This window comes from Microbacterium oryzae, from assembly GCF_030406385.1.
GTDB classification, from domain to species: Bacteria; Actinomycetota; Actinomycetes; order Actinomycetales; family Microbacteriaceae; genus Microbacterium; species Microbacterium oryzae_A.
This window is the reverse complement of sequence record NZ_JAUEPM010000015.1, coordinates 26,028-39,528: the sequence shown is the minus strand read 5'-3', so window position 1 is coordinate 39,528 and position 13,501 is coordinate 26,028. Positions and strand designations below refer to the sequence as shown.

The 13,501-nt window shown below is 68.0% G+C and carries 16 protein-coding genes; 1 reads left to right on the top strand and 15 read right to left on the bottom strand.

Annotated elements, in window-relative coordinates; all coding sequences use genetic code 11:
- Window positions 1-157 precede the first annotated feature (157 nt).
- Entirely contained in the window at window positions 158-769 is a 612-nt protein-coding gene (locus QWJ90_RS14680; RefSeq protein ID WP_290108610.1) for an excalibur calcium-binding domain-containing protein, read from the bottom strand.
- A gap of 569 nt (window positions 770-1,338) precedes the next feature.
- A complete protein-coding gene (locus tag QWJ90_RS14675; protein ID WP_290108609.1) occupies window positions 1,339-2,808 on the bottom strand; it encodes a SulP family inorganic anion transporter in 1,470 nt (489 codons plus the stop codon).
- A gap of 111 nt (window positions 2,809-2,919) precedes the next feature.
- On the opposite strand from QWJ90_RS14675, the gene QWJ90_RS14670 reads away from it, so the two are divergent.
- On the top strand, window positions 2,920-3,273 hold the full coding sequence (locus tag QWJ90_RS14670; protein ID WP_290108612.1) for a MerR family transcriptional regulator: 354 nt from the start codon (window positions 2,920-2,922) through the stop codon (window positions 3,271-3,273).
- Between the two features lie 56 nt (window positions 3,274-3,329).
- On the opposite strand, the gene QWJ90_RS14665 is transcribed toward QWJ90_RS14670, so the two are convergent.
- The 13 genes from QWJ90_RS14665 to secY all read right to left on the bottom strand — a co-directional run bounded on the left by QWJ90_RS14665 (window position 3,330) and on the right by secY (window position 13,403).
- Window positions 3,330-4,145 (bottom strand): ABC transporter ATP-binding protein, encoded by an 816-nt coding sequence (locus tag QWJ90_RS14665; RefSeq protein ID WP_290108608.1) that lies wholly within the window; start codon window positions 4,143-4,145, stop codon window positions 3,330-3,332.
- 13 nt (window positions 4,146-4,158) lie between these two features.
- Window positions 4,159-5,196: an ABC transporter substrate-binding protein gene (locus tag QWJ90_RS14660; RefSeq protein ID WP_290108607.1), complete on the bottom strand. Its 1,038-nt coding sequence runs from the start codon at window positions 5,194-5,196 to the stop codon at window positions 4,159-4,161.
- A 34-nt stretch (window positions 5,197-5,230) separates the two neighbouring features.
- Window positions 5,231-6,079 (bottom strand): ABC transporter permease, encoded by an 849-nt coding sequence (locus tag QWJ90_RS14655; protein WP_290108605.1) that lies wholly within the window; start codon window positions 6,077-6,079, stop codon window positions 5,231-5,233.
- A gap of 493 nt (window positions 6,080-6,572) precedes the next feature.
- Window positions 6,573-7,178: a 50S ribosomal protein L17 gene (gene rplQ, locus QWJ90_RS14650; protein ID WP_290108604.1), complete on the bottom strand. Its 606-nt coding sequence runs from the start codon at window positions 7,176-7,178 to the stop codon at window positions 6,573-6,575.
- Between the two features lie 35 nt (window positions 7,179-7,213).
- Complete coding sequence (locus QWJ90_RS14645; protein WP_156242001.1) at window positions 7,214-8,203, bottom strand: DNA-directed RNA polymerase subunit alpha; 990 nt, start codon at window positions 8,201-8,203, stop codon at window positions 7,214-7,216.
- Between the two features lie 145 nt (window positions 8,204-8,348).
- Window positions 8,349-8,747 (bottom strand): 30S ribosomal protein S11, encoded by a 399-nt coding sequence (gene rpsK / locus QWJ90_RS14640; RefSeq protein ID WP_156242002.1) that lies wholly within the window; start codon window positions 8,745-8,747, stop codon window positions 8,349-8,351.
- Between the two features lie 28 nt (window positions 8,748-8,775).
- Window positions 8,776-9,150: a 30S ribosomal protein S13 gene (gene rpsM, locus QWJ90_RS14635; protein WP_156242003.1), complete on the bottom strand. Its 375-nt coding sequence runs from the start codon at window positions 9,148-9,150 to the stop codon at window positions 8,776-8,778.
- Between the two features lie 123 nt (window positions 9,151-9,273).
- Window positions 9,274-9,390, bottom strand: coding sequence for a 50S ribosomal protein L36 (gene rpmJ, locus QWJ90_RS14630; protein ID WP_005050492.1), 117 nt, complete (start codon window positions 9,388-9,390; stop codon window positions 9,274-9,276).
- Window positions 9,391-9,460: 70 nt separating this feature from the next.
- Window positions 9,461-9,688, bottom strand: a complete 228-nt coding sequence (gene infA / locus QWJ90_RS14625) for a translation initiation factor IF-1 (RefSeq protein WP_156242004.1) — start codon at window positions 9,686-9,688, stop codon at window positions 9,461-9,463.
- Window positions 9,689-9,927: 239 nt separating this feature from the next.
- Window positions 9,928-10,617 carry a DsbA family protein gene (locus QWJ90_RS14620; RefSeq protein WP_290108602.1) on the bottom strand — a complete coding sequence of 230 codons (690 nt, stop codon included), beginning with the start codon at window positions 10,615-10,617 and terminating at the stop codon, window positions 9,928-9,930.
- Window positions 10,618-10,639: 22 nt separating this feature from the next.
- Window positions 10,640-11,488 (bottom strand): type I methionyl aminopeptidase, encoded by an 849-nt coding sequence (gene map / locus QWJ90_RS14615; protein WP_290108601.1) that lies wholly within the window; start codon window positions 11,486-11,488, stop codon window positions 10,640-10,642.
- Window positions 11,485-12,081, bottom strand: coding sequence for an adenylate kinase (locus QWJ90_RS14610; RefSeq protein ID WP_290108600.1), 597 nt, complete (start codon window positions 12,079-12,081; stop codon window positions 11,485-11,487). Before QWJ90_RS14610 ends, map begins: the two co-directional genes overlap by 4 nt.
- Window positions 12,078-13,403, bottom strand: a complete 1,326-nt coding sequence (gene secY / locus QWJ90_RS14605) for a preprotein translocase subunit SecY (protein WP_290108599.1) — start codon at window positions 13,401-13,403, stop codon at window positions 12,078-12,080. The genes QWJ90_RS14610 and secY overlap by 4 nt, the downstream gene beginning before the upstream one ends.
- Window positions 13,404-13,501: the final 98 nt, after the last annotated feature.

The following is a 13,501-nucleotide window of genomic DNA, read 5'->3' as shown; positions in this document are numbered from 1 at the left end:
CGATCTCGCGGGCGGCGTGGGCGGCGCGGGCGGCGCGGGCGGCGCGGGCGGCGCGGGCGGCGTGCCTATGCGGGGTGGCCGTCTCTGCGGTTCGCCAGTGCGGGCGGCGCGGTTCGCGGCTCGGAACCGTGTCGCCCGCACTGGCGAACGTGGGAGGTTACTCGCAGCCGATGCCGTCGCCGTCGCGGTCGAGGTGGCTGCCGTAGCCGGGGTCGCCGACGCGCACGGGTGCGGCGCCCGCGTTGCGGGCAGCTGTGCAGTTCTCGTAGTACGCGCTCTGCTGCACCGGCTCCTCGGCGACCGGCGGCGCGGCGGCCTCCGGAGCGGGAGCCTCCGGAGCGGGAGCCGCGGCGACCGGCTGCGAGGCGAGCTCGTCGTACTCCGCGGTCTTCGCATCGAGCTGGCTCGTGAGGTCGGCCGCCTGCCCTTCGAGCTCGCTGACGCGGGCCGTGAGGTCGGCGGTCGAGTCCTCGGCCTCGCTCAGCGCGGCGACGGTGTCGGCGTGCTCCGCGTCGAGCGCGTCGTACTCGTCCTGGATGGACTCGAGGGCGCCGAGGCGCTCGTCCATGGCGGCGTTGGTCTGCTCGAGCTCGGCGACCTGGGCGGTGAGCTCGGCGTTCTCGGAGGAGCTGCCGGCGCCGCCGAAGGACGCGCCGAGGATGAGACCGGCCACCGCGGTGACCGTCGGGACGATGAACTTCTTCACATTGCGCTTCTTCTTGGCAGGAGGCGCTGCCGGCGCGCTGAAGTCGAAGGCGGGTGCGGACATGGGTGACTCCGTCAGGGGTCGAGCGAAGACCGCCGGGGGGAGCGGCCGAGAGCAGCGCCGGGAAACGGTCCGGTCGCATTAGTCCGAAAATATCGCGATACCGTTAGAGGGCGCTACAGGCAGGAATGCCGTCCTCGGCTCCGTCCGAGAGGTACCGAGGGAAGCGCTCGCCAGTGCGGACGACACGTTTCGGGGGCGTTAGTCGTGTCGGCCGCACTGGCGAATCCCTCTCCGGCCTTCGGCGGTGCCGAATTCGCGGAATCACGCGGCTGAACGCGACAAGGGCACCACTGAATCGGATGGCCGTGGCTTCGGCAGTGCGGAACTCGCTGAATCACGGCTCAGAACGCCACAACGGCACCACCGAACGGATCGGCGCCAGACTCGGTGGTGCCGTTCTCGCCGAATGGCGGGCCTAAACGACAGAACGGCACCACCGAACCGGATGGCCCGCGCCTCGATGGTGCGGAACTCACGGAATCGCCGGCTTGACCGCGAGAACGGCACCACCGAACCGCATGACCCCGGACTCGGTGGTGCGGAACTCGCGTACTCGCGGAACCGCCCCGCTACTCCCCGCCGAGGTTCCCCGACAGGCGCCCGTGGAAGTCCTGCGTCGAGGTGTTCATCCCGACGATCTCGACCTCGACGCCGAGGCGGGCGTACTTCGTCTCGATCGCATCGAGCGCCGCGACCGACGAGGCGTCCCAGACGTGCGAGCGCGACATGTCGATGACCACGCGCTTCGGGTCGTCCGCGTAGGAGAACTGCGTTGTGAGGTCGTTGGACGAGGCGAAGAAGAGCTCGCCATCCACCTCGTAGCGGGCGACGCCATCCGCCATCGTGCGTCGCACTGTCGTGAAGTGCGCGACGCGGCGCGCGAACAGCACCATCGCCAGCAGCACTCCCCCGCCGACGCCGACCGCGAGGTTGTGCGTCAGGACCGTCAGCACGACCGTCAGCACCATGACCGCGGTCTCGCTCCGAGGCATCCGTCGCAGTGTCGAGGGCCGGATGCTGTGCCAGTCGAACGCAGCCACCGACACCATGATCATGACCGCGACGAGCGCCGCCATCGGGACCAGCGCGACGACGTCGCCGAAGATCACGACGAGCACGAGCAGGAACGCGCCGGCGAGGAACGTCGAGATGCGCGTGCGGGCCCCCGCCACGCGGACGTTCATCATCGTCTGCCCGACGACCGCGCATCCGCCCATCCCGCCGAAGAACGCCGACGCGAGCTGCGCGGTGCCCTGGCCCCACGCCTCGCGGGTCTTCGACGAGTGCGAGTCGGTGATCTCGTCGACGAGCTTGGCCGTCATGAGCGACTCGAGCAGACCCACCGCCGCGACGCCGATCGCATACGGCGCGATGATCGCGAGCGTCTCGCCGTTGAGCGGCACGTTCGGGATGAACAGCGACGGCAGGCTCCGCGGCAGCGCGCCCTGGTCGCCGACGGTCGGGATGTTCACGCCCGCCAGGACCACGAACGCCGTGAGCACGATGATCGCGATGAGCGGCGCCGGGATGGCCGTGGTCAGCTTCGGGAACGCGAAGATAATCGCGACGCCGACGACGATCAGCGGGTACACGAGCCACGGAACGTCGATCACGTGCGGCAGCTGGGCGATGACGACGAGGATGGCCAGCGCGTTCACGAAGCCCGTCATCACGCTGCGAGGGATGAAGCGCATGAGCTTCGCGACCCCGAAGACCGCGAGCAGGATCTGGATGACGCCCGCGAGCATGATCGTCGCGATGAGGTAGTCCACGCCGTACGTCGGCGCCACCGGCGCCACGACGAGCGCGACGGCGCCGGTCGCGGCGGAGATCATGGCCGCGCGTCCGCCGACGATCGAGATGACGAGGCCCATGATGAACGACGAGTAGAGCCCGACCCGCGGGTCGACGCCGGCGATGATCGAGAACGCGATCGCCTCGGGGATGAGCGCGAGGGCCACGACGAGCCCGGCGAGCACCTCGCGTGTGAGCGTGCGCGGTGAGCGGATGGCCTTCAGGACCGTGACGCCAGAGGACACAGTGCTCCTTCGAGAACGTGCGCGAGGATGGGAACGGCCGAACGGCCATCCCCAACCCTACCGTAACGTGAGGGTTGCTGCCGACTGGAGAGGACGTCCGTGACCGCGACGATGCACATCGGCGAGCTCGCCGACCGCTCGGAACTGTCGCTGCGGACCATCCGCCACTACGACGAGATCGGGCTGCTGAAGCCGTCCGCCCGGTCGGATGGCGGCTATCGGCTCTACACCGAGCGCGACTTCGAGCGCCTCATGCTCATCCGACGGATGAAGCCCCTCGGCTTCGCGCTGGAGGAGATGGGCGAGCTGCTCGCGGCGGCCGACGCCCTCGAGGCAGACCCGGCGGATGGCGCCGCTCGCTCCCGCATGGACGCCTTCCTCACCGAGGCGGTCGAGCGCCGCGCCAAGCTCGAGCGGCAGCTGGCGGCGGCGGACGAGTTCATCGCACGCCTGTCGGCGCGGTAGCGCAGAAGCGCCGCATCGGATGATCCGATACGGCGCTTCATCGGTGGCGACGGCGGTCAGTCTCCCCCGGGCGAGCCGAGGAGTTCGCGCACGCGGCTCGAGATGCGATGGAACTCGGGAGTCTCGAGCACCTGCGCATAGTCGCGCTGTGCGGGCAGGTCGACTCGATGCTCCTCGAGGATACGCCCGGGCCGGGGGCTCATGACGATGACCCGCGACGCGAGGTACACGGCCTCGGCGACCGAGTGCGTCACCAGTAGCACCGTCGTGCCGGTCTGCGACCAGATCCGATTGAGCTCGACGTTCATCTTCTCGCGCGTCAGAGCGTCGAGCGCGCCGAACGGCTCGTCCATCAGCAGCACCCGAGGCTCATGCAACAGGGCTCGGCAGAGCGAGACGCGCTGCTGCATGCCGCCCGACAGCTCGTGCGGCAGCGCCTTCTCGAAGCCGGTGAGCCCGGTCATCTCGATGAGCGCATCCGCACGCTCCTGCGCCTTGCGCATGTTCATCCCGCGCATCTCGGCCTGCAGCAGGATGTTCCCCCGCACACTGCGCCACTCCAGGAGGGCCGCCCGCTGGAAGACGTAGCCGATGTCCTGTCGCGGGCCCGTCACCTCCTCGCCGTTGAGCCGGAGGCTTCCGGCGCTCGGCACGGTGAGTCCGGCCACGGCCTTCAGCAGCGTGGACTTCCCGCATCCCGACGGCCCGGCGATGGTGATGAACTCGCCCTCCTGCACGTTGAGATCGACGCCTTCGAGGGCCGTGACCCTGCCGCGCTTGGAGGCGAACGTGATGGAGACGTCGCTGATCTCCAGCGCCGCCGACGGCGAGTTCCGCATACGGGTGTTCTCCTGTACCTGGGGAGCTGACATCTGAGCAGTCACGTCACTCCGCTGGAGCGAACGACGCGTCGAAGTAGGTGTCGACGTCGCCGCCGCCCTCGATCAGCCCCGCTTCGCCGAGCACCTCGAGGGTGGACTCCCAGTCCTCGGTCGCGTTGACGCCGGGAGCTTCGCCCTCGGTCGCGTCGGTGTGGAGAAGCTTGATGGTCTCCTCCCACTGGTCGAGCAGCACCTCCTTCGCCGGCATCTGCGGGTCCTTGCCCTCCATTGCCGCGACCGCGGCCTCCGGGTCCTCCTCGGCGGCAGCGAACGCCTCGGAGGTGGCGGCGACGAGGCTCTCGACGAGTTCCGGGTCGTCGGCGATCGTCTCGGTGTTCGCGATGAGTCCGTTGCTGAAGAAGTTCAGGCCGGCGTCCGAGTAGCGGAGGTACCGCATCTCCTTGCCGCTCTTCGCCGCGATGTTCGGACCCTGGTCGTGCGCGAAGCCGATGAGGCCGTCGACCTGCCCCGAGAGCACGGCCGCGATCTTGCCGGCGGCGTCGAGGTTCTGCTGCTTGACGTCCGACTCGGCGAGCCCGACGGCCTCCAGGTAGAGCGGGAACGTGGTCGTTGGCGCATCTCCTGCGGATACGGCGATCGTCTTGCCCTTGAGGTCTTCCGGCTCCTCGATACCCGAGTCGGCGAACACCTGCACCGCTGAGGGTGTGGTCTGGAGGAAGACACCGACGCTCTTGATCGAAACGCCCTTGTCGATGTTCGCGAGGACTGCGGGGGTGTCCGCCCACCCGAAGTCAACCTGCTTCTGCCCGACGGCCTGAGCAGTCTTCGTGGAGCCCTGGCCGGCGTCGATCGTCAGATCGATGCCGTGCTCCTCGAAGATCCCCTGCTCCACGCCGTAGTAGAAGGCGGCGTGCTCGCCGTAGGGGTACCAGTTGAGCATGAGGCTCACCTCGGTGGCGCCTTCGCCGGCGCCCGAGCTCGTGTCGTCGCTGGGCGTCGCCCCTCCCCCGCAGCCGGTCAGCGCCAGTCCGGCGATGGTGACGACGCTGAGGGCGCCGAGGGCGGATGCTGACTTCTTCATCAGTTCTCCTGTGTGTGAGTGCGATTGGGACGGGTCAAAGGCGCACGGTCGCAGCGCCGACGTCGCGCTTCGATGCGTGCCAGGGAATGAGGAACCGCTCGGCGATCTGGATGATCGCGAAGAGCAGCACGCCCATCAGGGACATGACGATCAGGGCAGCGAAGAGCATCGCAGTGTCGAGGTTTCCGTTGGCCTGCAGGATGACGTATCCGAGCCCCTCGTTCGCTCCGACGAACTCGCCGACCACCGCGCCCGTCACGGCGAGGGTCGCGGCGACCTTCAACCCCGAGAGCAGCTCCGGCAGCGCCGCGGGAAGCCGAACCTTCAGGAACGTGCGAAATCGGCCGGCGCCCATCGTGGAGGTCAGCTGGAGGATCTCGGGGTCGACCGATCGCAGTCCGGCGAGCCCGGAGATCACGACCGGGAAGAACGCCATCAGCACGGCGACGAGGATCTTCGGCGAGGTGCCGAACCCGAGCCACACGATGAACAGTGGCGCGATCGCGATCTTCGGGATGACCTGAGCGAAGAGGATGACCGGGTACAGCGTCTGCTCGATGCCACGCGAGTAGACCATGATCACCGAGACGAAGAGCCCGACCACCACGGCGATCACGAACCCGACGAGCGTCTCGTAGGTCGTGACCCAGGTGTGCTGCGCGAGGTAGGCGGCGTTGTCCGCGAACGCGCTCCAGGTGTCACCCGGCGAGGGGATGATGAACGGTGCGACCCACTCGAGGGCGGTGACCGCCCACCACACGGCGATCAGGACCACCACGAATACGACGGGGTGCCAGTTGCGGCTCCACCAGCGAAGCATCGCGCTCGGCTCGCGGCTCTGCGCGAGTGCGAGCGTCATAGTGGCGTTCTGCGGCGAAGTCATGCGGCTCCTCGACATCTTCGTCTGGGCTGTTATCGCCGCGGAAAGCGTTTCCCCGGCGCTCCGAGTGTATGTGCGGTCATGAGACGTGTCAATTCCGCTCCGCGACGAGTCCAGCATCGGTCGAAGGCCGCCGGCGCGACGGGTCCTGCGCCGAGGCCCGAGCCATCCTTGCCCCCGCTTCGCGGCAAGCGTCGCGCGGATGAACGCACTCCGCGGAAAGGGTCGACGCCCTCATGCGCGGCCCTGGCCACCCCTTGCCGCATTTCGCGGCAACCGATGAGACGTTGGAGGCGCTTCGGGGAAAGGGCGTGGGCTCTTGCCGCTGGACGCGTCCATCGGGGCACCGGTTGCTGCACTTTGCGGCAACGCTCCCGAGAGAGCTAGCCGGACCTGCCGCGACCCCCGGCCCCGGCCATCCGCCCACCCCGCCAATACCCCCGAACGGCGGAACGCCCCCGACCCGAAGGTCGAGGGCGTTCCGATGAAGCGAGAGTTACTTCGCGTCGGGCTTGGGAGCGTCTGCCTCCTCGGCAGCCTCCTCGTCGCCGGCCTCGTTGTCGACGAGCGCCTCGCCGAGCTTGTCGTCGGCAGCAGCACCCGCCTCTTCGACCTCGGCGGGCTCAGCAGCCTCGTTCTCGTTGGCGACCGGGGCCGCCGACTCGGCGGGGGCAGCCGGCTCGGCCGAAGCGTCGGCGGCAGCGGCCTTCGACGACGTCGACGAGTTCTTCGCCTTCGGAGTGACGGGCTCGAGGACGAGCTCGATCACGGCCATGGGAGCGTTGTCGCCCTTGCGGTTGCCGACCTTGGTGATGCGCGTGTAGCCGCCCTCGCGCTCGGCGACGAGCGGAGCGATCTCGTTGAAGAGAACGTGGACGACCGACTTGTCGCCGATGGTCGAGAGCACGGTGCGACGGGCGTGCAGGTCGCCGCGCTTCGCCTTGGTGATGAGACGCTCAGCCAGGGGGCGCAGGCGCTTGGCCTTCGTCTCCGTGGTCTTGATCGACTTGTGCGTGAACAGGGCCGCTGCGAGGTTCGCGAGAAGCAGACGCTCGTGGGCGGGGCCGCCGCCGAGGCGGGCACCCTTGGTGGGCTTAGGCATTTCGTGTTACTCCAGTATCAGGACGGGAAGTCGGGTCAGAGGGACTCTTCGTCGTAGCCGCTGTAGAAGCCGGTGCCGTCGAAACCGGGCACCGAGTCCTTCAGCGACAGACCGAGCGAGACGAGCTTGTCGCGCACCTCGTCGACCGACTTCTGACCGAAGTTGCGGATGTTCATCAGCTGCGTCTCCGAGAGGGCGACGAGCTCGCTGACCGTGTTGATTCCCTCGCGCTTGAGGCAGTTGTACGAGCGAACCGACAGATCGAGGTCCTCGATCGGCATCGACAGCTCGTTCGAGAGCACGGTCTCGACCGGCGCGGGGCCGATCTCGATGCCCTCGGCCTCGACGTTCAGCTCGCGGGCGAGACCGAACAGCTCGACGAGCGTGCGACCGGCCGAAGCGACGGCGTCGCGCGGCAGCATCGAGGCCTTCGTCTCGACATCCAGGATCAGCTTGTCGAAGTCGGTGCGCTCACCGGCACGGGTCGCGTCGACGCGGTAGCTGACCTTGAACACGGGCGAGTAGATCGAGTCGACGGGAATCTGGCCCGCCTCGGCGTACTCGTTGCGGTTCTGCGTCGCCGAGACGTATCCGCGGCCGCGCTCGATCGTGAGCTCGAGCTCGAACTTGGCGTCCGAGTTGAGCGTCGCGATGACGAGCTCGGGGTTGTGGACCTCGACGCCGGCCGGAGCCGAGATGTCGGCGGCCGTGACCTCGCCCGCACCCGTCTTGCGCAGGTAGGCCGTGATGGGCTCGTCGCGCTCGCTCGAGACGACCAGCTGCTTGATGTTGAGGATGATCTCGGTGACATCCTCCTTCACACCGGGGATGGTGCTGAACTCGTGCAGCACGCCGTCGATGCGGATGCTCGTGACCGATGCACCGGGGATCGACGAGAGCAGGCTGCGACGGAGCGCGTTGCCGATCGTGTAGCCGAAGCCGGGCTCGAGCGGCTCGATGACGAACCGGCTGCGGAACTCGGAGATCTTCTCCTCGGTGAGGGTCGGACGCTGTGCGATGAGCACTATGTGTTCCTTTCGATCAAGTGCCCGCTATATGACACTTGCGTGGATGAGAGGTCGTGAGGGGTACTCGGGACCCAGCTCGCGCCGGGCGTGAACGGCGAATGCGCCGGGGTGCTCGCAACGAGCACCCCGGCGAAGACGGTTCTCAGACGCGGCGACGCTTCGGCGGACGGCAGCCGTTGTGGGCCTGCGGCGTCACATCCTGGATCGACCCGACCTCGAGGCCGGCGGCCTGAAGCGAGCGGATCGCGGTCTCGCGGCCCGAGCCCGGGCCCTTCACGAACACGTCGACCTTCTTGACGCCGTGCTCCTGCGCCTGACGCGCAGCAGCCTCGGCGGCGAGGCCGGCAGCGAACGGCGTCGACTTGCGCGAGCCCTTGAAGCCCACGCCACCCGACGAGGTCCAGCTGATGACAGCGCCGGACGGGTCGGTGATCGAGACGATCGTGTTGTTGAACGTCGACTTGATGTGGGCCTGACCCAGCGCGATGTTCTTCTTTTCCTTGCGGCGCGGCTTGCGCGCTGCGGACTTCGGTGCAGCCATGTTGTTCTCCTAAACCTATCCGCGCGCCTTAGCGGGCCTTCTTCTTACCGGCAACGGTGCGCTTCGGGCCCTTGCGCGTACGCGCGTTGGTCTTCGTGCGCTGACCGCGGACCGGGAGACCGCGACGGTGACGCAGACCCTCGTAGGAGCCGATCTCGACCTTGCGGCGGATGTCGGCAGCGACCTCGCGGCGGAGGTCACCCTCAACCTTGTAGGTGCCCTCGATGTGGTCACGCAGCGCGACGAGCTGGTCGTCGGAGAGGTCCTTCACGCGGACGTCGGGGCTGATGCCCGTGGCCGCGAGGATCTCGTTCGAGCGGGTACGGCCAACGCCGTAGATGTACGTGAGTGCGATCACCACGCGCTTGTCGCGCGGGATGTCGACGCCGGCAAGACGTGCCATGCGGTTCTCCTGTTGCTATGTGGAGGTGTGGAGCAGGATCGGTGCCCGGGCCTCCGCCCCGAGGTGTCCCCCGCTTGAGCGGGTTCTGATCCTGCCGAATTCAGTTGCCGGTATCGGCCGAGCTCAGCCCTGGCGCTGCTTGTGGCGCGGGTTGCTCTTGCAGATGACCATGACGCGGCCGTGGCGGCGGATCACCTTGCAGTGGTCGCAGATCGGCTTGACGCTGGGGTTGACCTTCATGATGCTTCCTATTCGCTGTCTTCGTACCGGCGTCGCCTCGCGACGCAGCCGGTCGTTACTTCTCGACCGGTCAGCGGTAGCGGTAGACGATGCGGCCGCGCGTCAGGTCGTAGGGGCTGAGCTCCACGACCACACGGTCTTCGGGGATGATGCGGATGTAGTTCTGCCGCATCTTGCCGGAGATCGTTGCGAGCACCTTGTGCCCTGCGGGCTTGTCGAGCTCGACACGGAACATCGCGTTCGGCAGCGCCTCGACGATGGTCCCCTCGGACTCGATGACTCCGTCTTTCTTCGCCATATCCTCGCTCGCGCTTGCTGCGGACCGGTCGGTCTGCGGTGGTTGGGTGATGGTGCCGGATGGCCGTCGGAACGACACGCCGGAATGAGGCGCAAGGCACCAAAGATCAATGGTATGTCACGTCGGGCGTGTCGGCAACTCCGGCGTGTCGGATGGCCGGTGCCGTCCGACACGCCGGCGGCAGGGGCCATCCCCCGCGGTCGTTGAGCGAGCGGAGCGAGACGAAACGCCCTCCGCGCTTACTGCGCGAGCAGCGGCTCGAGGTCGACCTCGGGGCCCTGGAACGTCAGCTGCACGAACTCGTCGTTCACCACGATCGTCGGCGTCGAGATGCCGCTCGCACCCGGCGCGATCGGGGTCTCCTCGGTGCGCTCGGCGACGTAGTCCGCGTACTCCTGGTCGGCGATGCAGGACGCGGCGTCACCGGCCCCGACCTCATCCGCGAACTCCGCGAGCTCGTCATCCGACAGCCCCTCGGTCGACTCCGCCGGCTGGTTCGCGAACAGGCGGTCGACGTACGGGTAGAACGCGTCGGGGTTCGTCTCCGCCACGCAGTACGCGGCGCTCGCGGCGCGGGTCGAGTACTCGGTGCCCTGCGACGCGTTGTCGAGGATCGAGATCGGGTGGATGACGAGGGTCGCCTCGCCCGCCTCCACCTTCTCGCTGACGTACTCGCTGTAGCCCTCCCAGTACTGGCCGCAGTAGGGGCACATGAAGTCCACGTACTCCTCGATGACATCCGGGCCGTCGCCGATGCTGATGCCGCCGGTCTCCTCGTTCACGACGCCGGCTGCCGGAGCCTCGGCGGGCGCGGTCGCGGCGTTGTTCATCGTGACGACGAGCGCGCCGACGCCGACGATCGCCACGACGACGATCAGGGAGATGACGATGGCGAACCAGTTCGTCTTCTTGCCAGGGTTAGCCATCATCACGTCAGTTCTCTCCGAAACCTCAAGCGAGCGGGGTGGGGGCGACGCCGAACGGGGCAAGGCCCGCGGCTCCGCCATCGGGCGCGGTCAGCACCCAGATGCCGCCATCATGCACGGCGACACTGTGCTCCCAGTGGGAGCCGTCGCTGCCGTCGACGGTGGACACCGTCCAGTCGTCGTCCTCCACGAACACCTCTTCGGAGCCCGACGTCATCATCGGCTCGATGCACACCGTGAGCCCGGGGCGCACGTCGGCGCCGCGCTCCTCGGTGCGGTAGTTGAAGATCGACGGCGCCTCGTGCATTCTGCGTCCGATGCCGTGACCGACGTAGTCGCGCAGGATGCCCGCGGGCTCTCCCGACGACAGCGGGTTCGCCTCGATGTACTCCTGGATGGCCGCGCCCACCTCCCCGAGGTGGCTCGCGGACGCGAGGGCGGCGATCCCCGCCCACATCGATCCCTCCGTCACGCGCGAGAGCTCCTCACGGCGAGCGGCGACATCCGGGTCTCCCCCGGGCACGACGATCGTGATCGCGGAATCGCCGTTCCAGCCATCCGCCGTCTCGGCCCCGCTGTCGATGGAGACGATGTCACCCGGTTGGATGACCCGCTCCCCCGGGATGCCGTGGACGACCTGGTCGTTCACCGAGATGCAGGTGGTGTGGCGGTACCCGCGCACCATTTGGAAGTTCGAGCGCGCACCGCGACCCGTGATCACCCGGTTCGCGATCGCGTCGAGCTCGCCGGTCGTGATGCCGGGTCGGATGGCCCGGCGCACCTCGTCGAGGGACGCTGCGGTGATGAGGCCGGGTGCGACCATCCCCCGCAGCTGCGCGGCGTTCTTGTACGGCGAGCGGCGGAACACGCTCACGCGGCCACGCGCACGATGCCGCGCGCCTCGAGGGCGTCGAAGATGCGCGCGGTGATCTCGTCGAGAGACCCGACGCCGTCGATGCGGTCGACGATGCCGCGCTCCCCGTACACGTCGAGGATGGGCGCGGTCTCCGACTCGTAGATGTCGAGGCGCTTGGAGATCGCCTCCTCCGTGTCGTCGCTGCGGCCCTGCTCGGCGGCGCGCTTGGCGATGCGGGCGATCGACTCCTCGCGCGGCACGTCGAGGAGGATCACCGCGTCGAGCTGCTCGCCGCGGTCGGAGAGGAACGCATCGAGATCGCGCACCTGCGCGGCGTTGCGGGGGTAGCCATCCAGGAGGAAGCCCTCGGCCGCGTCGTCCTGCGCGAGGCGGTCGCGCACGATCTCGCTGGTGACCTCGTCGGGCACGAGGTGGCCGGCGTCCGTGATCGCCTGCACCTTGCGGCCGAGCTCTGTGCCCTGGGCGATGTTCGCCCGGAAGATGTCGCCCGTGGAGACCACGGGAACGTCGAAGGCCGAGGCCACGAGCACGCCCTGCGTGCCCTTGCCGGAGCCCTGCGGGCCGACGATGAGAAGACGGGGCGCTGTCATCGGAGGAGTCCTTCGTAGTGGCGCTGCTGCAGCTGCGCGTCGATCTGCTTCACCGTCTCGAGGCCGACGCCGACCATGATGAGGATCGACGCGCCGCCGAACGGGAAGTTCTGATTGGCGCCCACGGTCGCGAGGGCCACGAGCGGGATGAGGGCGACGAGACCGAGGTAGATCGCGCCGGGGAGCGTGATGCGGGTGAGCACGTACTCCAGGTACTCGGCGGTCGGGCGGCCGGCGCGGATGCCGGGGATGAACCCGCCGTACTTCTTCATGTTGTCGGCGACCTCGATCGGGTTGAACGTGATCGAGACGTAGAAGTACGTGAAGCCGATGATGAGGAGGAAGTACACCAGCATGTAGAGCGGGTTGTCTCCCGTGGTCAGGTAGTTGTTGATCCACTGGACCCAGCCGGGCAGGTTGCCGTCGGCGTCGGGCGTGGAGTTGAACTGCGCGATGAGCGACGGGATGTACAGCAGCGACGAGGCGAAGATGACGGGCACGACGCCGGCCATGTTCACCTTGATCGGGATGTACGTGTTCGTGCCGCCGTACGTGCGGCGTCCGACCATCCGCTTGGCGTACTGCACGGGAACGCGGCGCTGCGACTGCTCGACGAACACCACCGCGGCGATGATGACGACGCCGATGACGAGCACGAGGAGGAAGATCTCGAAGCCGCGCGCCTGCCAGATGGCCCACATGGCGGCGGGGAACGACGCGGCGATCGAGGTGAAGATCAGCAGCGACATGCCGTTGCCGACGCCGCGCTCGGTGACGAGCTCCGCGAACCACATGATGAGGCCGGTGCCGGCGGTCAGGGTGATGACGATGAGCAGCTGCGCCCACCACACGTCGTTCGTGAGGACGTTCGTGCACTCCGGCACGCCGGTGACGCCGAAGAGCTGACCGCTGCGGGCGACCGTGATGAGCGTCGTCGACTGCAGCAGCGCGAGCGCGATCGTGAGGTACCGGGTGTACTGCGTCAGACGCGCCTGGCCGGCCTGACCCTCCTTGTAGAGGGCCTCGAAGTGCGGGATGACCACGCGCAGCAGCTGCGTGATGATCGTCGCCGTGATGTAGGGCATGACGCCCAGCGCGAAGATCGACAGCTGGAGCAGCGCGCCGCCGGAGAAGAGATTCACCAGCGAGAGGAGCCCCTGGGCGCCGGAGGTCTGGTCGATGCAGCTCTGCACGTTCGGGAAGTTGACGAACGGCGCGGGGATGTGAGCGCCGAAGCGGTACACCGCGATGATCCCGAGCGTGAAGCCGATCTTCCGCCGCAGATCCGGCGTGCGGAAGATCCGCGCGATAGCGCTGAACAAGGAAGGGCCTCCCAGTGAAGTGGAGTGGTGGCCTGACGAAAGAGGGCGCACCGATCTCCAGAGTAACGGAAAGGGCCGGAGGCGCATGCCTCCGGCCC